15 protein-coding genes are annotated in these 21,604 nt (G+C 38.3%); 6 read left to right on the top strand and 9 right to left on the bottom strand.

From position 1 onward, the window contains the following. The first annotated feature begins 212 nt into the window (after positions 1–212). From ACP3T3_RS01835 to ACP3T3_RS01815, 5 genes are all read left to right on the top strand, one after another. On the top strand, positions 213–1,094 hold the full coding sequence (locus tag ACP3T3_RS01835; RefSeq protein ID WP_426478235.1) for a cupin-like domain-containing protein: 882 nt from the start codon (positions 213–215) through the stop codon (positions 1,092–1,094). Positions 1,095–1,228: 134 nt separating this feature from the next. Continuing rightward, complete coding sequence (locus ACP3T3_RS01830) at positions 1,229–1,942, top strand: hypothetical protein (RefSeq protein WP_426478234.1); 714 nt, start codon at positions 1,229–1,231, stop codon at positions 1,940–1,942. Between the two features lie 58 nt (positions 1,943–2,000). Continuing rightward, positions 2,001–2,537 carry a TetR/AcrR family transcriptional regulator gene (locus ACP3T3_RS01825; protein WP_426478233.1) on the top strand — a complete coding sequence of 179 codons (537 nt, stop codon included), beginning with the start codon at positions 2,001–2,003 and terminating at the stop codon, positions 2,535–2,537. Between the two features lie 191 nt (positions 2,538–2,728). Then, the gene (locus tag ACP3T3_RS01820; RefSeq protein WP_426478232.1) at positions 2,729–5,539 is read left to right on the top strand and encodes a TonB-dependent receptor; all 2,811 of its coding nucleotides are present in this window, start codon (positions 2,729–2,731) and stop codon (positions 5,537–5,539) included. Between the two features lie 7 nt (positions 5,540–5,546). After that, positions 5,547–6,581, top strand: coding sequence for a phytase (locus tag ACP3T3_RS01815; protein WP_426478231.1), 1,035 nt, complete (start codon positions 5,547–5,549; stop codon positions 6,579–6,581). A gap of 1,323 nt (positions 6,582–7,904) precedes the next feature. Here the strand turns inward: ACP3T3_RS01815 and ACP3T3_RS01810 are convergent. Continuing rightward, entirely contained in the window at positions 7,905–10,154 is a 2,250-nt protein-coding gene (locus tag ACP3T3_RS01810; protein WP_426478230.1) for an ATP-binding cassette domain-containing protein, read from the bottom strand. A 51-nt stretch (positions 10,155–10,205) separates the two neighbouring features. Here ACP3T3_RS01810 and ACP3T3_RS01805 point away from each other — a divergent pair, with 51 nt between their 5' ends. After that, positions 10,206–10,628 (top strand): MarR family winged helix-turn-helix transcriptional regulator, encoded by a 423-nt coding sequence (locus ACP3T3_RS01805; protein ID WP_426478229.1) that lies wholly within the window; start codon positions 10,206–10,208, stop codon positions 10,626–10,628. A gap of 11 nt (positions 10,629–10,639) precedes the next feature. On the opposite strand, the gene ACP3T3_RS01800 is transcribed toward ACP3T3_RS01805, so the two are convergent. The 8 genes from ACP3T3_RS01800 to ACP3T3_RS01765 all read right to left on the bottom strand — a co-directional run bounded on the left by ACP3T3_RS01800 (position 10,640) and on the right by ACP3T3_RS01765 (position 21,599). Further along, complete coding sequence (locus ACP3T3_RS01800) at positions 10,640–11,362, bottom strand: sterol desaturase family protein (RefSeq protein ID WP_426478228.1); 723 nt, start codon at positions 11,360–11,362, stop codon at positions 10,640–10,642. A 79-nt stretch (positions 11,363–11,441) separates the two neighbouring features. After that, complete coding sequence (locus ACP3T3_RS01795) at positions 11,442–11,711, bottom strand: hypothetical protein (RefSeq protein WP_426478227.1); 270 nt, start codon at positions 11,709–11,711, stop codon at positions 11,442–11,444. 135 nt (positions 11,712–11,846) lie between these two features. Next, positions 11,847–13,199 carry a S41 family peptidase gene (locus tag ACP3T3_RS01790; RefSeq protein ID WP_426478226.1) on the bottom strand — a complete coding sequence of 451 codons (1,353 nt, stop codon included), beginning with the start codon at positions 13,197–13,199 and terminating at the stop codon, positions 11,847–11,849. A 6-nt stretch (positions 13,200–13,205) separates the two neighbouring features. Continuing rightward, the gene (locus tag ACP3T3_RS01785; protein ID WP_426478225.1) at positions 13,206–13,949 is read right to left on the bottom strand and encodes a hypothetical protein; all 744 of its coding nucleotides are present in this window, start codon (positions 13,947–13,949) and stop codon (positions 13,206–13,208) included. Positions 13,950–14,125: 176 nt separating this feature from the next. Beyond that, positions 14,126–15,049, bottom strand: coding sequence for a T9SS type A sorting domain-containing protein (locus tag ACP3T3_RS01780; protein WP_426478224.1), 924 nt, complete (start codon positions 15,047–15,049; stop codon positions 14,126–14,128). A gap of 78 nt (positions 15,050–15,127) precedes the next feature. Then, positions 15,128–16,420 carry a hypothetical protein gene (locus ACP3T3_RS01775; protein ID WP_426478223.1) on the bottom strand — a complete coding sequence of 431 codons (1,293 nt, stop codon included), beginning with the start codon at positions 16,418–16,420 and terminating at the stop codon, positions 15,128–15,130. A 423-nt stretch (positions 16,421–16,843) separates the two neighbouring features. Next, a complete protein-coding gene (locus tag ACP3T3_RS01770) occupies positions 16,844–18,022 on the bottom strand; it encodes a hypothetical protein (protein ID WP_426478222.1) in 1,179 nt (392 codons plus the stop codon). 289 nt (positions 18,023–18,311) lie between these two features. Beyond that, complete coding sequence (locus tag ACP3T3_RS01765) at positions 18,312–21,599, bottom strand: TonB-dependent receptor domain-containing protein (protein WP_426478221.1); 3,288 nt, start codon at positions 21,597–21,599, stop codon at positions 18,312–18,314. Positions 21,600–21,604 lie beyond the last annotated feature (5 nt).

The following is a 21,604-nucleotide window of genomic DNA, read 5'->3' as shown; positions in this document are numbered from 1 at the left end:
AAAGAACAATTATACATACAATTATTGTATTTCACAAACATCTTTTTACAGTGTAAAAACTGGAGGTTGTAAGAAAAAGTCATTATAATAACTCTAAAAACAGGAGTCTGAATATGCTTTTTATTATTTATTTATATTAATTCCAAATAATTTTAATTCTTTCCATTTTATTTTCGTAAATATTTAATACTTTAGCTTAATAATTTGAACGAATGGGAATAATCCTTAAACCAATTGATATTGTAGATGACATTTCACAAGAAGAATTCCGTGAAAAATATCTAAAACCATGTAAGCCAGTGGTAATCAAAAATATGGCAAGAAAGTGGCCTGCTTATCAAAAATGGACGATGGACTATATGAAAGAGGTAGTTGGCGACGTTATAGTTCCCCTTTATGACAGTTCCAAAGCAGATCCCGCAGCTCCTATTAATACTCCTACAACAAAAATGCCTTTCAGCGAGTATGTTGATCTTATTCAAAAGGAACCTACAGACCTCAGAATCTTTTTCTTTGATCCTATAAAATTTGCCCCCAAATTATTGGACGACTATGTTCCGCCAAAGAATCTGATGGGCGGATTTTTAGATAAATATCCAAGTATGTTTTTTGGAGGTAAAGGTTCCGTAACTTTCCTTCACTATGATATTGATATGCCGCATATTTTTCATACGCATTTCAATGGAAGAAAGCATGTGCTTTTGTTTGAATACAAATGGAAAACACGCCTTTATAAGCTTCCTTATGCTACCTATGCACTGGAAGATTATGATATTGCCAATCCTGATTTTGAAAAATTCCCGGCCCTGGATGGTATTGAAGGAATCGAATGCTTCCTGGAACACGGAGATACCTTATTTATGCCGACAGGCTGGTGGCACTGGATGAAGTATCTGGATGGATCTTTCTCTATTTCCCTGCGTGCATGGGATAAAAGCTGGGCTGTAAAAGCACATTCTCTCTGGAATCTTGCGATTCAGCGTAATTTTGATAATTTCATGAAAGGGCGGTACAAAAAAAGGTATATGGACTGGAAAGAAAGAAAGGCTGTAGAAAACGCCAATATCGCTTTAAAAAAAGGACTTCCAAAATAATAAGAAAAATCTTTTTAGATAATGAACGGGTGGATGATTTAACCAGAATCATCCACTCTTTTTTTATTCATCTTTACCATGTAACTCAAAAAATTAATTAAATTGCATAAGACGTTCCCTTAATACATGTGTATATGTTTGAAAAGTTGATAGATAGTTTTGAAAAGCTGTGCCTGCAGATTATTATTGAAATTTTGCTGGTTCCGGTTACCATTTTTAAGTTGTTTCAGGATCCCCGGCGCTGTTATGATCTTTCTGTACATGAGATGGAAAAAGAAGAAGCTGAGCGTTTTCATGACTACCTTTCCCCTATTAAGCTTTCCGTTTATACCTCCGTTATTGTCTCTGTCCTTTTAATGGATTATGGCGGCGAGCACAACATTATTTCAAAGATCAAGGGATTAAGCATGGTAGAAAAGGCCCTGTTTATATTTTTGATGAATAATATCACCGCAGTGGTCTTCAGTGTCGCTTTATTATGGTACAAAAAAGAAAAGATAAATAGCATCACATTCCGGACATTGCTTTTTTCTTTCATTTATACTACGGTGTATACGTCTACTCCATTTTTTATATTAGTCAGTTCGGCTATGTTTTTAGGCCAGACTCTGAATGTGGAATCTTATATGGACCACCTTGACAAGGTGAGTGAATATGGAACACGAGACTATGTGTTTTTCCTGATCCTTCTTATTTTTATTATTGTTGGAATTATTGGTGTCTTTAAGCTTTTCAAAGCATTGCATTATATTCTGAAGAATAATTTCAGCTATCATCCTTACGTTGTATGGTTTTTTACAGTACTCTTCTTTGCTATTCAGCTTTATTACGCAAAAGGGTTTGTTTAAAAAACCAGCACATACCAGTCTGTTCATATTTTATTTAAATTTGTAAAAATCTTATATCATGCCCAAACCTCGCGAAAGAATTGTAAGCACTGCCATGGTTCTCTTCCATAGGCAAGGTTACAACAATACGGGTATCAATCAGATTATTGAGGAAGCTGACGTCTCAAAAGCCAGTTTTTACCAGCATTTCAGATCTAAAGATGACCTTTGTATTGAATTCCTCAATAAAAGATATGATTACTGGGCATCTGAGCTTGAAAAATTCACATCCTCAGCAGAAACAGTATCGGAAAAAATCCTGAAATCTTTTGATTTCCTGATTGATATAAATAAAAGAGAAGACTTCAGAGGATGCAGCTTTCTGAATATTTTATCCGAAATTCCTGCCGGTAAGGAAAAAATTCATCAGGTCATCCGTGATCATAAAAATAAGCTGAGGGAGTGTTTCAAAGAAGATATTCAAAATGATATGATCTCAGCCCATATCTATCTTCTTTTTGAAAGCTCAATACTCACCAGCCAGCTTTACAGATCCAATGAATTGATCGAAAAATCTAAAATTATCGTGCATGATTTATTGAGCACGTTACATTAATTGAAATTTTACGTTTTGGCGACAGCCAGCTCCTGTTGAATTTTAATAACAACATCTTTTATCTTTTATCTTTTATCTTTTATCTTAATAAAGTCATATTAACAATTCTTAAGAAAACCTTAATCTTCTCTTTAACTCTTTTTCCAAACAGTCGTTTAATTTTGTTTCAATTTTTAGCTAAAAAAGGAAAAGTGAAGAAAATTTTTACAACAGTTTTATTTTGTGCCTCTGTTTTTTTCTATGCACAAACCGGTTCTCTTTCCGGAAACATCAACGACGATTCAAAAATAGCCCTGCCGGGAGCCAGGATTTCTCTAAGCCCGGGAAATATCTATACGACTTCTGATGAACACGGAAATTTTGTATTCCTGAATGTTCCACCGGGAAATTATACCATGAAGATCGATTATATCGGCTATGGCACTCATGAATACAGCGTAGCTGTTGAGCCTGAGAAAAATACCCGCCAGAATATAATTTTCGACAAAAAAGAAACATCTATTGCAGCCATTGTTGTCTCGGGAGCTACTCTGAAAAATCAGGCCAGAGCTCTAAACAAGCAAAAAAATAACGCCAATATTACGAATGTGATATCTTCCGATCAGATCGGACGTTTTCCTGATGCCAATATCGGGGATGCCCTGAAACGGGTTCCGGGAGTTACCATACAGAATGATCAGGGGGAAGCGAGAAACCTTATCATCAGGGGGCTTGCGCCAAACCTGAACTCAGTTACCCTGAATGGGGACAGAATTCCTTCCGCTGAGGGCGACAACCGTAATGTCCAGATGGACCTGATTCCTTCTGATATGATTTCTACCATAGAGGTTAATAAAACCCTGACTCCGGATATGGATGCCGATGCTATTGGCGGTTCTGTAAACCTGATCACCAGAGCCTCCCCGAACGGACAGAGAATGTCAGCAACCCTTGCCGGAGGATATAACCCGATCCGTGAAAAAGGAAATTATACGGCAGGATTCGTCTATGGAAACCGGTTTTTAGACAAAAAATTAGGCGCCGTATTCAGCTTTTCATACAATAACAACAATTTTGGTTCGGATAATATAGAACCTGTATGGAGCCAGGCCAACGATCCTGCACAGACTGTTTATGTGAGCAAAATGGGCGTACGTTATTATAATGAACACCGTATCAGGCACAGTTTTGATCTTAATATGGATTATGAATTCAATTCAAAAAACAAGATCTACGCTTCTGCAATGTATAATTTCAGAAATGATAAGGAGACCAGGCTCGCATTGGGATATAAAATAAAGCCCGTCTACAATGCTGATGAAACAGAAATTACAGACTGGAAAGGAAGTATCACAAGGCAGAATAAAGGGGGTGATGCGGATAATGACAACACCCGTCTGGAAAAACAAAGAGTTCAGAACTATGCCTTAAGAGGAGAACATTTATTAGGTTCTAAAGTAGATCTTGACTGGTCTGTAAACTATGCAATAGCAAGTGAAGACAAGCCTCACCAGCGTTATATTGAGTTTGAAAACAGCAAGATGAACTTCTCCTCAGATCTTGGTAACCCTGAAAAACCGGTGATCAATCTTCTTGCCGCAGATAATCTGGGCAGTTATAAACTGAGTGATCTTTCGGATGCCAATAGCTTTACCCAGGAAAAAGAACTGGGAGCAAAAGTGAATGTACGTTTTCCGTTTTCCGTAATTGATGGCCAGAAAGGACGTCTCCGTACCGGTTTCCGTATGCGTCTGAAGAAAAAGGAAAGGGAGAATGATTTCTATGCTTTTACTCCTGTCAATAATATGGGAAGTCTTTTGTCTGTTCCAACCATCAATCTCAACGGTGATAACTTCCAGGCCGGAAATTATGTTCCGGGAACATTTGTTGATCCGGCTTATCTCGGCAGCCTGGATTTATTTAATCCAAATCTGTTCAACGGTAAGCTGAAACCTGAGAAATATCTTTCAAGCAATTATAATGCAAAGGAGCAGATTTATGCGGGATACATCCGTTGGGACCAGGATTTCAATGACAAATTATCCATGATCGTGGGAGCCCGTATAGAGACCACACAAATTGATTACACAGGAAACTATGTAATGAACGAAAAGGAGCTGGTAGGACAAATTAATAATACCAATACCTATACGAACGTACTTCCGAATATTTCCTTTAAATATGTTCCGGTACAGGATCTTGTGTTGCGTGCAGCATTTACTACAGCTCTTGCCCGCCCGAATTATTACTCGCTGGTTCCTTATCTCAACGTTATTTCGGAAGATGAGATCGTTGCCGCCGGAAATCCGAATCTGAAAGCTACATATGCCTATAATTTTGATTTCATGGCGGAAAAATACTTCAAATCTGTAGGAATTCTTTCCGGAGGTGTTTTCTATAAGAATCTGAATGACTTTATTTATACCTATTCCAGAAGGAATTATACCGCAAATGACTTTGCCAATGATTTTGCAGGACAAACCAACCCTATTCCTGCCGGTGAAAGCAACTGGAAATTTACCCAGCAGCGTAATGGTGACAACGTAGATATTTATGGTTTTGAAGTCGCCTTACAGAGACAGCTGGATTTCATTCCGGGAGCCTTCTGGAAGGGACTTGGAGTGTATGTCAACTATACTTATACCCATTCAAAAGCAAAAGGAATTACCAATGAAGATGGTGTGGAAAGAACAGATGTAGGGCTTCCCGGAGCAGCGCCTCATATGTTCAACGGATCTCTTTCGTGGGAAAACAAGCGTTTTTCAGCCAGAATTTCTATGAATTACGCTTCTCATTATATTGATGAGCTTGGTGGCAAGGCTTTTGATGACCGTTATTACGACAAACAGTTTTTCCTTGATGCCAATGCTTCTTACAAAATTACCAGCCAGCTCAGGGTTTTTGCAGAAGCCAATAATCTGACCAATCAGCCGTTAAGATATTACCAGGGAATCCAAAGCAGAACCGCTCAGGCTGAATATTACAGACCCAGGTTTACAGTGGGGGTGAAATTTGACTTTTAAAATAAACATGAAAAACATACATTATATACTGGCACTTTCAGTTCTTCCTTTTGTGATCAGCTGTAAAGGGCAGAAAGAAGCCATAGAAAAATTAAAACCTACTGTTATCACAGAAACAGTGGTTCATGATACAGATGATCCTGCCATATGGATCAATGCTCAGGATGCTTCAAAAAGTATCATCATCGGCACAGATAAAGATACGGATGGAGGTTTGTACGCCTTTGATCTTAACGGAAAAATCATCAATAAGGTTTTAGGATTGAAGCGTCCCAATAACGTAGATATCGAATATGGTTTTACATTAAACGGGAAGAAAACGGATATTGCGGCGGTAACTGAAAGAGAAACCAACAAGGTAAAATTATATACGCTTCCTGATTTGAAAGAAGCCGGAGAAATCTCTGTGTTTGAGGGAGAATCAGAACGCGGCCCGATGGGAATTTCTCTATATAAGAATCCGCAGACGGAAGAAATATTTGTAATTACCGGAAGAAAATCCGGTCCGGCTGACGGCTATCTCTGGCAGTATAAGCTGACCGAAAAAAACGGCACTATCACAGGAGAAGTTATCCGTAAATTCGGAAAATACAGCGGTCTGAAAGAGATTGAAAGTATTGCTGTAGATGATGAAATGGGCTATATCTATTATTCGGACGAACAATTCGGGGTGCACAAATATTATGCAGATCCGGAAAAAGGAAATGCTGAGCTTTCTGTTTTCGGAAAAGGGGATTTTAAATCTGATGTGGAAGGAATTTCGATCTATCCCACTTCGGAAGGAAAGGGATATATCTTGGTTTCGAATCAGCAGAATGACACCTTCAATGTGTATTTAAGAGAAGATCAGACCAAAGGAAGAATTGCAGAAATTCCTGTCTCAACCCTTGAAAGCGATGGTTCTGAGGTAACGAATATTAACTTAGGCCCGAAATTTCCGAAAGGCGTTTTCGTTGCCATGAGCAATGGCAGAGTATTCCACCTTTATGATTGGAGAATAATTGAAAAAGCAATTAATTCAGCTGTGAAGTCCGGCAAATAAAAATAATCTTGAAACCATTAGGCTGACAAGATTTTAAGAGTTTAAGTTGAACTGTATTGTCATTGCGAACCATAGGTGAAGCAATCTCATAAGTGAAGTTCAACTTAATACTCTTCATTCTTCTTAATGGTTTATAATCTTAAAAATTCTTCAACGCAAGGTTATTTTAAATTTCGTAATATTTTAAGAAAGCTAAGAAAGAGTTGATTTGCAATCAACCGATGAAGCTAAATTTTTATCCATAAGCTTTTCAAGCAGCTTGCTGCAAATCTTTGCTAACTTAGAAATAAGAAAGCTTAACTTTTATCTTTGCGTTTTAAAAAAAATCATCAAAGTAAAGCCCATCTTATTACTTTCACTTTTTTCATTCTTCTTATGGTTATAATCTTAAAAGTTTTTCAACGCAAAGGTTATTTTAAATTGGATAATATTTTAAGGTTGCTAAGAAAGAGTTGATTTGCAATCAACCGATGAAGCTAATTTTTTTTCCATGAACTTTTCAAGCAGCTTGCTGCAAATCTTTGCTAACTTAGAAATAAGAAAGCTTAACTTTTTATCTTTGCGTTTTAAAAAAAATCCATCAAAGTAAAGCCAATCTTATTACTTTCACTTTTTTCATTCTTCTCAATGGTTATAATCTTAAAAATTCTTCAACGCAAGGTTATTTTAAATTTCGTAATATTTTAAGAAAGCTAAGAAAGAGTTGATTTGCAATCAACCGATGAAGCTAAATTTTTATCCATGAGCTTTTCAAGCAGCTTGCTGCAAATCTTTGCTAACTTAGAAATAAGAAAGCTTAACTTTTTATCTTTGCGTTTTAAAAAAAGTCAAAGTAAAGCCCATCTTATTACTTTCACTTTTTTCATTCTTCTCAATGGTTATAATCTTAAAAATTCTTCAACGCAAGGTTATTTTAAATTTCGTAATATTTTAAGAAAGCTAAGAAAGAGTTGATTTGCAATCAACCGATGAAGCTAAATTTTTATCCATGAGCTTTTCAAGCAGCTTGCTGCAAATCTTTGCTAACTTAGAAATAAGAAAGCTTAACTTTTTATCTTTGCGTTTTAAAAAAAGTCAAAGTAAAGCCCATCTTATTACTTTCACTTTTTTCATTCTTCTCAATGGTTAATCTTAAAAGTTTTTCAGCGCAAAGGTTATTTTAAATTGGATAATATTTTAAGGTTGCTAAGAAAGAGTTGATTTGCAATCAACCGATGAAGCTAAATTTTATCCATGAGCTTTTCAAGCAGCTTGCTGCAAATCTTTGCTAACTTAGAAATAAAAAAGCTTAACTTTTTATCTTTGCGTTTTTAACTACTTTTCTTACTGTACATGTTTCCTCAGAAACTCTGCGGTGAAGGATACTTTATTTTTTAAAAGCTCCAGCGGGGTTCCTTCAAACAATATTTTACCGCCGAATTTCCCTGCGCCGGGCCCTATGTCTATAATCCAGTCTGCCTGGGCAATAATATCAAGGTTGTGTTCTATAACAATCAGGGTGTTATTCTGATCTACAAGGCTGTTAAAAAAAGTCAGCAATTTTTGGGTATCACTTGGATGCAGTCCTGTACTCGGTTCATCCAGAATAATAACCTGATTGGTATTTTTCAATTCTCTTGTCAGCTTCAGGCGCTGTCTTTCCCCTCCGGAAAAGCTGTCCAGTCTTTGTCCTAATGTCAGGTAATCGAGTCCTAACCGGATCAGCAGATTAAAGTTTTTGAGAAAAGTTTCTTCTTCAAAAAAAGAACCTGCCTCTGAAACCGTCATATTCATGACTTCCGCAATTGTTTTTCCATTGTAGGGATACTGCAGCACATCAGGATCAAATCCCGAGCCTCCGCAGACCTCGCAGGGCTGTTCAATATCATCCATAAAAGCAAGATCAATCCTTTCTATTCCCAATCCTTTACAGTTTTTACAGGCTCCTTCACTGTTTCTGCTGAACAGCTTGTCTGAAACACGATTAGACTGGGCAAAAAGCTTACGCACCATATCTGATATTCCCAGATAAGTAAGCAGATTGGAACGGGCACTGGCGGTAAACAGCGATTGATCTATAATAGTGACATCCGGGTAAAGATCCGGTAAAATACGGTTAATCAGGGTACTTTTTCCTGATCCTGCCACTCCGGTTACTACCGTCATGACTCCGGTCGGAATATTGACGGTTACATTTTTAAGATTGTACAGACTGGCATTTTTAATCTCCAGATGTCCTGAAGGTTTCCTGAATTTTTGTTTTACAGATGGTTTCCTGGCAAAATAAGATCCTGTTTTACCAGCAGAAGTTTTTAAGTTTTTAAATGCCCCTTCAAATACCACTTCTCCTCCTTTTCTTCCGGAACCGGGACCTATATCAATAATATGATCTGCCATTTTGATCAGATCCGGATCATGCTCTACAATTAAGACAGAATTTCCCTTATCCCTGATCTGCTGTATAATGGTTATAATGTTCTGCAGGTCTTTCGGATGAAGGCCGATACTGGGTTCATCAAAAATGTACAACAGATCTATAAGGCTGTTTCCCAGGCTCCGCACCATTTTTATACGCTGGGATTCGCCTCCGGAAAGTGTGCCGGTATTTCTGTCAAGCGTCAGGTACTGCAGCCCGATGGTAATGATATTCTGCAGTTTTGCTGCAACTTCCTTTAGGACAACTTCATATGCCTTTGAATCCAAAGACGTGATGAATTCCAGCAGTTCATCTACGGATAATGCCATGCAGTCTGCTATATTTTTTCCTTTGATCTTGCAGGATAATATCTTTTCATTCAGTCGTTTTCCCTGGCATGACGGACAGGTTTTTGTGATAACAATATGCTTCAGGGCATCTTTTCTGGTAATATTTTCTTTAGAATCTTTTTTGAGAAATGCATTTTCAATCCTTGGAACAATTCCTTCGTATTTTACAGTTTTCCCCCAGTCTTTGTGCGGATGCCGGGGTTTATGTTCCGGGGCATAAAGCAAAGTCTCCCATTCTTTAGCGGTAAAATCTTTAAGCTTTTTATCATTATCGAAATAACCGGACAGTGTATATCTTGTTAAGCGCCATCCTCCCGGCTGAAAAGTCGGGAACCGGACAGCTCCTTCATGCAGAGATTTTTCACGATCTATTAAAGCATTTACGTCCAGGGTCTGAACAAAGCCCAGCCCCTCACATTCAGGGCACATTCCCTGTGGATGGTTAAATGAGAATACATTGGAATATCCTACGAACGGCTCTCCCATTCTCGAAAACAACAATCTCAGGGAAGCAGACACATCTGCTGCTGTTCCCACCGTAGACCTTGCATTTCCTCCCAGCCGCTTTTGATTGATGATGATTGGAACATTCAGATTTTCAATTTTATCTACATCCGGCAATCCGTAATGCTGCAGACGGTTCCGGATAAAACTGTTCTGGGTCTCATTAATTTGCCGTTGCGCTTCGGCTCCAATGGTTTCAAAAACCAATGAAGATTTCCCGGATCCTGATACGCCCGTAAAAACTACAATCTTATATTTTGGAACTTTTATGGAAATATTTTTGAGATTATTTTGCCGGGCATTGGTAATTTCTATATTTTCCATTTTTAAAATGCTTAACTTTGTTAATAATTAACTAAGTTAAGTATATTTCTCATGAAACCAATTGAAAAAGAGTTTTTTAACACATTCACTGATTTTCAATGCCTCATACTTGCCCATATGAACCGGGGTGATATTAACGGGGTAACCGCAGCCCATTATAATATCATTGAATTTATCATGAGGAAAGAAACTGCAACGGGAAGAGAAATATCAACAGCATTTAACATCAGCCAGGCGGCCATCTCAAAACAGTTAAAATTTCTGAGCAGTCATGACCTGATTATCCGGAAGCAGGAGGAATCAGATCATAGGAAATTCAACCTTTCGGTAACGGATAAAGGAAGATTTATTGTAGAAAATTCGGAAACTTTCCGTAAAAATATTACCCGTCAGGCGGCTGCTATATTCACTTCTAAAGAACTGGAAAGCTTTAATTACCTGTTAGGTAAAATGCTGAATCATATAAAGCTGTAATACGAAGCTTTTTATTTATAGGTTCCAAATAAACGGTCCCAGATAGAAGTATAAAATCCGAAGTTTTTACTTTCATCCAGATGATGCTGATTATGAAACCTCGTTGTTCCCACGAAAAAACGGTCAAAAGAAGCCGGAAAAAATTCCCGGTTCAGATGTCCTATTGTTCCCCAGATCAGGTTAAGCAGAAGATAGATTGAAATGGAAATAACAGAAAAATCATAGCTGATGAGCAAAGCCAGCATCATCAGTCCAAATCCTATGGTTTCAAAAGGATGTAGCACAAAAAGGCTCAACAAATTGGTGCTTACGTGTTCATGATGTTTCCCATGCAGGATTTTATAGAAGAACGGTAAATGAGCTGCAAAATGGAACAGATACATCAAAAAATCCATTAAAAAAAGCAAGGCTGCAACTTCCGCCAATATTCCGGCTATTGATTTATTTTCTCCAGGCGTAATCCATCCGTTTTTCCATAAGAAAGCTCCCAGCAGCATCACCAAGCTGTTACATAAGACGGTCATCAGGCTGAGGTAAAAATCGGATCTGGTAACAGGGTGATTCTTTTCCTGTAACTGAGTTTTACGGCAGGTCTTTTCAATGAAAATATATAAACCTGTAGAAAACAGATACAGAAAGACATTAATAACCAGACTGAATATGATCCACTCCGGCCAGGAAAACTGCCAAAATATCTGTAAATAACCGGAAAGTTCTGTTTGATTTAAATTCATAATCCCTTCATCCTTCAGCTTGATGTCATAAAGGTATGAATTTCATCCTAAAACCAACCGATAAAGTATATTCCAGACATTATTTCTGTCTTGCCTTTCTCCTCAATTCCCGAAGCCTTGATATCAGTTTCTTTCTCAAATCATTATGGTATTCCCGGTAGTTTTTGATGCTGTTTTCGAGATTCTTTTTATTCAGCAGGTAGTCTTCGTACAGATTCCCCAGTTCTGAAATTTGTTTGGTTACATCCGAAGGGTGACTTTCAGGATCTTCTGCAGCTTCTATCAGCAGACGGTAATATTCAATACGGCTGGTCAGGTTCATGTGAAGTTTCGGTTCTATTCCCTGCATGATTTTATGATTTTATTTAAGTTTCTGAATAGATAAAGGGGTAAACAGATTTATATTTTTCACTTTTACTATTCGATATATTATTTTTTTACTTTTAAAATAAATGCGCTGTAGGCTAATGAGTTCTTTGTTTTTCTATTTAAATCCTGCTTTTCCAATCATAACAGGAGGTACATCACTCTGGTATACAATCTTAACATTTCCATTCTTTTCCAAAGCTGCAGATTTGAAATATCCACCGTTTAGGGCAGAAGAAATAAGAGTTTCGTTAGGGTCACCTAAAGGTAACAGCGGAAAACCTGCAAACTCATTGGCGGTGACCTGAGGTGCAATTCCCTTGCTGTATTCCCCAGCTCCGTCAGCATTGAATACTTTATAAATTACGGGGTGGATCTGCCAGGGAATTTTTCTCGGTTTACGTTTGTCTTCCACCACAAATCCTGCCATATCTTTTCCCAGTGTAGTATCTCCTATCTGGATAACCTGCATGTACGGTTTGAGATTATTCACCACAATTTCGGATGCGGAAGCGGTACTGTTCGAGGTGAGGATAAAAACCTTCTGTAATCCCAATGCATTGGCTCTTAAAGTGGCAAAATCAAGTGCTTTGGGGTCATAGGCGATCTGTTCGGCAAATGTTCTTTTTACCTCGCCGCCGTTTTTATTTCCTTTAAAAATAATGAATGGCGATACGGATGATAAACCTGAGGGAATTAAAGAACAAAGTGCCGCTGCAGATGATACCGAGCCTCCATAATTGTAGCGGAGATCAAGAATCAGTTCCTGTACTCCCGCCGCTTTAAATGCGGCAAACTTTTGATTCAGAGCCTGGGTCATTCCGTCCGGAAAATCATAGATATACAGATAGCCTGCTTTTTTACCGTTTTTATCAAAAACTTTAGATAAAATGGGCTGTTCAAAAGAGAAACCATAGTAAACGGTGATGTTTTTTTCATCAGTAACTCCTCCGTTATGCCATTTTCCTACCGTAAGTTCTACAACAGTCTGATCTTTAATAGAGGAAGCCATTGCTTCTGCATTTGCGACTGTAATTACTTTTCCATTGACTTTGGTAATGATCATTCCTCTTTCCAGGCCGGCATTGAAGGCCGGAGAGTTTTGAAGAACGAGCTTAACTACAGTAACTACCTGGTTGCCGGCAAGCTGAACAACCGTGTAATCAAAACCATACATGTTCCTTATAGAACGTGGATAGGTGGATGAATCTTCAGTATTCACCATGAAAGAAAACCGATCCTGGGAAGACAGCAGGCTTTTAAAAAAATCTTTGGGGGAAAGATGGTAATCGGGTTTTTCAGGCATCTGATCTGCCCAGTAATAATAGCGTTTCATACTGTCCTGAACCCAGAGATTCACAGATTCTGTACTTCCTTCCGGAAAAACAGGGGCGCTTTCATCATTATTATTCGTGCACGAAATGAGAAAGACTGCGATGGCAATGCATTGAAGTGTTAAAAAGTTTTTCATATGCAATTACAGATATTCTGACACATCAATATCTCCTTTTACGATCCATTCTCCGTTCTCCATTTTTTCCTGAAGGACGATCATATTGGCACCGGTATGCTGTTTTAATTTCACCTGAATTATCTTAGATCCTGCATAAGGCTCTGTAGTTCCCGGTTTGTATAATTCCAGATATACCTGATCCGTTGAGCTGAAAAAACTATAGATTTTCACTGTGGTAAAATTATCTTTTCCGATTTCGTCAAATTCTGCCAGCACTGCTCCGTTTTCTTTTTTCAAAATGCCTTTCACATTTTTTAGAGAGGTTCCGGAAAATTCGCCCAAATTGGGAAAAATGAATTCAAAACCTACTTTTCCAAAATTAACCTGAGGTTTTACAGCATAAGTCTGCAGGTAAATTCCAGGAAGGTTAAAGAAATAGAGGTCTTTATAATCGTTTATATTGTCATAGGTAATATTGTATTTTGCAATTTCAGCGCCTGTTTCATTATTGTAAACAGACAGTTTATTGGTTTCTCCCTGATCGAGAACAAACTGAAGCTGAGTTTCAATTTTATTGGTGTAAGACGTTTCTCCGGCAATGGATACAGGCTGTCCGTTGAACCTCAACTGCAGTACATCAGGCTTGGAGAATCCTTTGATATTAACCTCTCCGGGTTTCTGTACTTTATCATACAGTTCCATTGTATTGCTGTCTGTGCATGAAAAAAGTACGGTAAATAATAATAGTAATGCGAAGATTTTATTCATTTTTCTTCAATTATTTCTTGTAAAACTTAAAAAATATTGCCCAGCCCGTGAGCCGGGCAATATATAATTATAAAAAAACTAGTTGGATATATTCTGGATAATCTTTTAAGACGATCCATTATTTTATATAAAATTTCATGGTGTTTCTACAATCAGATTCTAAGGGGACAGAATGATTATTTTTTTATAAATTTCAGTCTTTCCGTAGTTTTTCCATCAGTAATTTCAGCGATATATACTCCTGATGTAAGCCCTGCTATAGGGATAACCTTGGAATACTGAGTTGTCAATACTTTTTGTCCGGCTGCATTATAAATATTCACCACGGCTATATTTTCTTTTAATACCGGGTTAAGCTTTAATTGCAAAGATTCTTTTACCGGGTTTTCTGCTATTTGTGTTACAATTTTGTTTCTTTTTACATCCTTAGTTCCCAAAAATGCTGTAGCATAAATTCCTATTTCATCAATATTGATATTCTGAATATTATTTCCGCTTGCTTTTCTGTTGGCCCACATTCCGATATAGATTTTCTTCCCTGCAAAAGCAGAAAGATCTACAAGGGATTGTACAAACTCGGTAAGATCTGCAGGAAATGGATTGGCTGAGTCTCCTACCTGTATTTTATAAAGGCTCTGAACGTCGTTACCACCTGCATCTACTGTCATGGCCTGAAAATCCGCTAATGTAGGAACTTCTTTTTGTGGTGTACTTATATAGATAAAAAGGTCTCTGGCAACAATCGTGTGGGTAGATCTCTGTCTTCCGATATTGGCAGCTAGAGTGACTGTTCCTGTAACATTCGTAAGATCAATTTGCGGAGAAATAATCCAGTCATTTTCTGTTGCAAAGCCGGTAGCATTTCCACTTGGAACCAGACTGATAGAATGACGAAGCACGCCGGCAGTTCCATAAGCCAAAGATGTTCCGTTGTGATAGATATTTTGTCCCTGCACCCATCCGTTACCGTTGCTGTTCAGATCATGAAATGTCCATCCCTGAAGATCAGCAGGGGTATCAAAAGAATTTCCCCATACCAGAGACTGCGCTGCAGCCAGATGGGATAAAAACAGAACAGATGATAAAATTATTTTTTTCATAATATTGATTGTTAATGTTTTTGAAGTAAAGGCAAGGAATCAGCATATGCTGTTCCCTGCTTTTTTTAAAAGTTTTTATTATTCTACAATGGTGAAATTGTATTTTGTCCAAAGTCCCTGGAAGTTTCCACAGTTTCTTGGAGATACATTCCAGCTTCCTTCGTTGAAGAATGGCTGGCTCATACCCCATAGTGATGCTGGAGTTCCGGTTAACAGATTAGCGGCAGGGATTCCTGCTGTTCCTGTACCTGTAACTGAAGTTGTAAATCCGTGAACCTGAATAGTGCTGTATGCTGAAGCTGAAGAAAGTTCAGAACCTGTACCTTCAACTTTGATACCCACAGGGTAACCTGTAACGACAGCGTTATTTAATGTTAATCTTCCGTGTCTTCTGATGTGGATACCGTTTTCATATAAAACACCTTTAGAAGAGTTCTTAGAACCAACGATAGTAAGGTTGTTGATTACCGGATGAGTCAACAATGATGTAGAAGAACCTTCTGCGTTGTTATCAAGCTCGATACCGTTAGAATCCGGGCTTGCTCCGCTAAGACTGTGTGTAGAGTTGTAATCTGCCAAAGCTAATGCACAAGTAATTGTTCCTGTATATCCGTTATCGAAGTCGAAGTTATCATCGTCTGCTGCAAAAGACACAAGGTTTGAAGCGTTTACAGTACCACCAAAGAATTCAAAAGAATCATCTTTCCCGAAAGATACCTGAATGTGATCCAAAGTAGTTCCGTTTCCTACTCCTCCTAAGGTAAGACCGTTGATTTCGTTTCCTGAATTCGGCGCTAAAAGGTCGTATCCTGCAAACTCAATACGAACATATTTTAATGTTCCCCCGTTATGAGAAGCATTGGTACCTCCGTAATAGAAATCAGGACCTGATAATCCTTCAATTGTTTTTGTGAAAGGCGTGTTTGTAGGAGCATCTCCTAATATAACAACCCCTCCGAAATCACCAGGAGCAGCCGTAGTATCTTCGTTTCCGTCTAATAATTTGTAGCTGGTGAAAATGATTGGTTGCGCTTCTGTACCTGCTGCATTGATTTTTCCTGTTTTAGCAATTACCAAAACTCCGGTAGCTGTATTGTTTGCGCTTGGCTTAGCTTTAATGAATGTACCCGGCTGAATTGTTAATGTTGCCCCATTTTTTACTGTTACAACCCCGTCTAATTCAACTACTCCACTCCATGTCGTATTTGAAGTAATAGCACCGCTTACACTGGTTACCGGAAGCGCAGAAGCTGTAAGGTATTCAGCAGAAGTAGATTTCATTTCGAATGGAGATGATGAATCCGCCAGTTGATCGTTTTGACAAGCTGTAAGAGATAATGCTGCCACTGCAATTAGAGTTAGTCTTTTCATTGTTATAATTTTTAATAGATCCGGTCGTGTTATTTTATACCAGATCAGTTTTTTATTCAGGAATATCTTCCTCTCTATTCCTTCGATTTGTTTTTTGGTGTTCATCCCATCGCTGCAGGAGGAACTGCATTGCGGGAGTTCCCATACAATCCGTTAATGCCTGGGAAATGCTGTTAACGTCCGGTTTTCTCAGAACTGTACTGCTGTGCGCATCATCAGTATTCTTCAGTTTTTGATCAGGCTCCCGAAACCTGTACGTTTCTATAATTAAGATATCTTTTTACTCTAAGTTTCTATCTCCATACTCATAAGGTTCATTTCCTTATTCTAAAATGGAGAAATTATACTTGGTCCAAAGTCCCTGGAAGTTTCCACAGTTTCTTGGAGATACATTCCAGCTTCCTTCGTTATAGAAAGGTTGGCTCATACCCCATAGAGATGCAGTAGTTTAGAAGCAGGAATTCCTGCCGTACCAGCTCCTGTAACGGAAGTACCAAATCCGTGTATCTGGATTGAACCTAAATTGGAAGCTGCAGAAAGTTCAGAACCAGTACCTTCTACTTTGATTCCTACTGGATAACCTGTTACAACAGCATTGTTCAATGTCAATCTTCCGTGTCTTCTGATATGGATACCGTTTTCATATAAAACGCCTTTAGAAGAATTCTTAGCACCTATGATTGTAAGGTTATTGATCACCGGATGAGTCAACAATGTTGTATAAGAACCATCTGCATTGTTATCAAGCTCAATACCGTTAGAATCCGGGCTAGAGCTGCTAGGACTGTGTGTAGAGTTGTAATCTGCCAAAGCCAGTGCACAAGTGATTGTACCAGTATATCCGTTATCAAAATCAAAGTTATCGTCCTCAGCAGCAAAAGAAACAAGGTTGGAAGCATTTACGTTCCCCCCGAAGAATTCGAAAGAGTCATCTTTCCCATAAGATACCTGAATATGATCTAAAGTAGTTCCGTTACCAACACCTCCTAAAGTCAGACCGTTGATTTCGTTTCCCGAATTAGCTCCTCCATAGTCATATCCTGCAAATTCAATGCGAACATACTTCAATATTCCTGCATTGTGAGATGGGTTTGTACCTCCGTAATAAAAATCATACCCGGATAATCCTTCAATTGTTTTAGTATTAATTGTATTTGCAGGGGCATCTCCCAACAAGATAACACCTCCGAAGTCACCAGGAGCAGCAGTAGTATCTTCGTTACCATCTAATAATTTGTAGCTGGTGAAGATGATGGGCTGGGCTTCTGTACCTGCCGCGTTGATTTTTCCTGTTTTAGCAATTACCAAAACCCCTGTAGGGGTATAGTTTGTTCTTGGTTTAGCTTTAATGAATGTACCCGGCTGAATTGTTAAAGTTGCCCCGTTTTTTACCGTTACAACTCCATCCATTTCAATCACCCCGCTCCATGTTGTATTGGAAGTAATATCTCCGCTTACGCTGGTTACCGGAAGAGCAGAAGCTGTAATGTACTCAGCATAAGTAGATTCCATTTCGAATGAAGTAGAAGAATCCGCTAAATGATCATTTTGACAGGCAGTAAGGGATAGTCCTGCCACTGCAATTAGAATGAATCTTTTCATTGTTATAATTTTTAATAAATCCGGTTGTTTTATTTTTATACCAGATCAGTTTTTAGTATTCAGTAATATCTTCCTCTCTATTTCTTCGTATTGTTTTTGGGTTCATCCCATCGTTGCAGGAGGAACTGCATTGCGGGAGTTCCCATATAATCCGTTAAAGCTGTTAACGTCCGGTTTTCTCAGAACTGTACTGCTTTGCGCATCATCAATATTTCAGTTTTTGATCAGGTTCCCGAAACCTGTACATTTCTATCATTAAGATATCTTTCTATATCGTTGACATACTTATCTAAAAAGTATAATTCACACTAAGACTGAACATTCTTCCGCTGTAAGCTCGGAACATAATTGTGTCAATATTTTTATCATACTTATCCGTTGCTCCGGGAAGAAGATCCCAGGCTTCTCTTATTGTACCTATATTGCTTCCTCCTACCTCTTTTGCAGACAGATAAGAATTATAGTTGTTGTAATATTCCTTTACCCTGTTGAAGATGTTTCTTACATTAAATTTTAATTCAAGATTTTTATTGCGAAGGAATTTATAGGAGACCTGTGCGTCTGCCACCGCATAAGGACGCTGTATTTCTTCTCCTTTGTAAGCATATCCTACGGTGATATACTGATCTCCTTTAGCATTGTATAAAAAGCTCAGTCCCAATCGGTCGCCATCATAGGTCAATCCAAGGTTATAGGCATACGGAGTCTGCCCGTACAATGGACGTTTTACTTCATAGGTTTCATCATTGTCTCCTGTTTTATAAAGATCTATAAAGGATACTACCTTTGTATGATTATAGGTAAAGTTTCCGCTTATAAAAAGCTTTTTCAGAAAGGTTTCGTCTGCTATAAATCCTAAATTCTTTCTTACCTCGGCTTCCACACCCAATAATTTTGCATTTTTTGAATTACCGTTATAGAGATATAGATTCCCTTCACTGGAAATATGCCCTTCACGTTCTATGGGTCTGTCTATATTTTTATAGTAAAGCCCTGCAGAAAATATTTCTCCCAATCCTGGAAACCACTCAAATTTGAAATCATAATTATTAATGACAGAAGAGGTCATTTCTGTATTGTAAATCAAACCGTTGGCCACCGGATCGAAATAAGGAAGTCCTGTTCTTTCATTAAACTGCGGACGGATGACAGATTTATTATAGGCAAGTCTGAAATTGATTTTATTCGTAGGGCTGTAGGTAAAGTTTGCAGAGGGCATAAATTGCCATGGCTTATCCTCAATAGCTGCTCTTTCAATATTCTTATCATCAGTTGTGTCCAGTTGCTGGGAAATAAGGTCATACTTAAAGTACTCTGCACGAAGTCCCCATACCAATCTTAATTTCTTCCAACGGTTATCAAACATAACATAAAGAGCGTGCTGTTTTACTTCTCCTTCATATTTATCGTTTTTATACAATGCCTTGGTTTCCCATCCGATACCTCCCGGTACATATTGAGATCCATTGAACCAATCTGAAAGGGTTCCATACATTGTCAGGTAATTTTTTTCACTATTTGAAACATTTCTGTTTTCATCAACACGAAGAAAAAACTTCTGCTGTTGGTTGGTATTGTTTTTTATAGCTCCGGCATATCCGGTTTTAATGGTGTTTTTAAAACTTCCTGCATCCATGTCCCATTTTACAGAAGCGCCATAGTTGTAATCGGTTTCTTTATTTTCTATATATCCTCTGTAGAAATCTGCTCCGGAATTATAGATCTTATGATAAGTCAGAATTTCATTTCCGATAAAATCATACCGGGTAATATACTGTGTGTAATCTTTGGTGTCAGAAGCCACTCCTGTATGGGCTGCAAACCAGGTTATCTCAGTATTTCCTATTTTATGATTTCCTTCCATTTTATTTTGCAAAAGGGTTTGAAAAATCGGATAGTTGGTATTATCGGTATAAGGTCTGTCTAAATTCTTGATCTGAGCCGGATCATTATTAGGTATGACTCCGTTATAAAAATAATTGTAGGCTAATTCTGCATTGGCAGCCATACCACTATTAGTAGTATACTCATTCCAGCCGGTAACTCTTGTTAATGTATTATCAAAAATATGGGTGTAGGAATTACGGAATGAAATTCTGTTTTTTCCCAGCTGCAGCCCAAAGTTCAACATCCCTGCCAGTGTAGAGTTATAATTGTAGGAAGCTCCGCTGTTTTTGAAGTTATAGAATGGAATCTGCCCGTTTGCATCAGGCATTCCTGTGGTATCCAGCCAGTTTCCTCTTCCCGTATGATCAATATCCAGCTTATTCTGTTCATTTCTGATGACAAATGCGCCGGCAAATCCCCATTTATTATTGTTTTTTAGTGCATATGTTCTTCCTAATGCCAGCTGGATATTAGATCCCATGTCACCTCTGGTTTTATAGGTGCTGAAATTGTCATTGGTAAACTGTCTGGATTGTTCAAAAAACCTTGGATCTGTCCAGATCATCGCTTCTAGTCCTTTGGGAAAATCCCTTGTACCGTCATCATACCCGAAATAATCGTACTTCCCACGTTTACGGGTCAGAAATTCTTTGAAAGCCGACTGATCGTTATATGAAGTTCCTAATGTAACGGTTGTAAAGTTCTCGTTGGGAATATCCTTGGTTCTCACTTCCACATATCCTCCCGCAAAGCTGGCATTCATATCCGGAGTGGCTGATTTGCTTACCACAACGCTTTCTACCATGGCTGTAGGGATAATATCAAATGAAAAGTTCTGGTTATAAGCTTCGGTACTTGGGAGATTGATTCCATCCATGGCAGCGGTATTCCATCGTTCTCCCATAGATCGTACAACTACATATTTATTATCGATAGTGGTAATTCCCGTTACTCTTTTCAAAGTTCCACCTACATCGCTGTCCGGAGTTTTGGAAATCTGTTCCGCTGAAATACCATCGCTCATCTGTGCTGCTTTCTTCTGCTGGGCAAGAAGCCCGGCCTGGGTATCTGCTTTACGGGCTGCGGTAATCACGACTTCTTTGATGTCTGTAATTTTATCGGAAGCTTTGTTTAATGCAAATGAAACTGAATTGGTTTCTTTATTGGTCACAGATAGTTTTTCAACCCTCAGCGTATTATATTTGGGAGCTTTTATGGTCAGGTTATAAGTTCCTGAAGAAAGATCTATGGTAAAATCTCCGTTATTATCTGTTACTGCAGTTTTCTGAGCAATATTCACTTCTGCTCCGGTAATGGGATTTCCCACCTCATCCACTATTTTACCGGAAATTCGTCCCTTTCCCGGTACAGATAAATCAGAACTTTCATATTTTATCGAAATAAGGTCACCATGCAGTCGGTATATCACAGGAAGGCCATTGGTAATATCCTTCAGACAATTATTGACAGAAGTATTTTCGCATTTCACTCCTCTTACCTTCAGCTCTTTAATATCTACCCTGGAATAAGCCAGCCTCATCCCCGTTTTTCCGGCAAACTCTTCTAAAACTTCAATCAACGGTCTGTTGGCAGGTACAGAAAATGTTACTTTCTGAACCAGCTCCTGAGCTTCTGCGGCTACAGTAAAAAATAAGGCTGCTATGGTAATCCCACATTTCAAACTTTTCATACTTA

Source organism: Chryseobacterium sp. CBSDS_008 (assembly GCF_049959325.1).
Classification (GTDB): domain Bacteria; phylum Bacteroidota; class Bacteroidia; order Flavobacteriales; family Weeksellaceae; genus Chryseobacterium.
This window is presented reverse-complemented; position numbering and strand designations above follow the sequence as displayed.

Coding starts and splice junctions, on each gene's coding strand:
- ACP3T3_RS01835 (WP_426478235.1), top strand. CDS start 213: ATGGGAATAATCCTTAAACCAATTGATATTGTAGATGACATTTCACAA.
- ACP3T3_RS01785 (WP_426478225.1), bottom strand. CDS start 13,949: ATGAATAAAATCTTCGCATTACTATTATTATTTACCGTACTTTTTTCA.
- ACP3T3_RS01805 (WP_426478229.1), top strand. CDS start 10,206: ATGAAACCAATTGAAAAAGAGTTTTTTAACACATTCACTGATTTTCAA.
- ACP3T3_RS01795 (WP_426478227.1), bottom strand. CDS start 11,711: ATGCAGGGAATAGAACCGAAACTTCACATGAACCTGACCAGCCGTATT.
- ACP3T3_RS01825 (WP_426478233.1), top strand. CDS start 2,001: ATGCCCAAACCTCGCGAAAGAATTGTAAGCACTGCCATGGTTCTCTTC.
- ACP3T3_RS01780 (WP_426478224.1), bottom strand. CDS start 15,049: ATGAAAAAAATAATTTTATCATCTGTTCTGTTTTTATCCCATCTGGCT.
- ACP3T3_RS01810 (WP_426478230.1), bottom strand. CDS start 10,154: ATGGAAAATATAGAAATTACCAATGCCCGGCAAAATAATCTCAAAAAT.
- ACP3T3_RS01770 (WP_426478222.1), bottom strand. CDS start 18,022: ATGAAAAGATTCATTCTAATTGCAGTGGCAGGACTATCCCTTACTGCC.
- ACP3T3_RS01800 (WP_426478228.1), bottom strand. CDS start 11,362: ATGAATTTAAATCAAACAGAACTTTCCGGTTATTTACAGATATTTTGG.
- ACP3T3_RS01815 (WP_426478231.1), top strand. CDS start 5,547: ATGAAAAACATACATTATATACTGGCACTTTCAGTTCTTCCTTTTGTG.
- ACP3T3_RS01775 (WP_426478223.1), bottom strand. CDS start 16,420: ATGAAAAGACTAACTCTAATTGCAGTGGCAGCATTATCTCTTACAGCT.
- ACP3T3_RS01765 (WP_426478221.1), bottom strand. CDS start 21,599: ATGAAAAGTTTGAAATGTGGGATTACCATAGCAGCCTTATTTTTTACT.
- ACP3T3_RS01830 (WP_426478234.1), top strand. CDS start 1,229: ATGTTTGAAAAGTTGATAGATAGTTTTGAAAAGCTGTGCCTGCAGATT.
- ACP3T3_RS01790 (WP_426478226.1), bottom strand. CDS start 13,199: ATGAAAAACTTTTTAACACTTCAATGCATTGCCATCGCAGTCTTTCTC.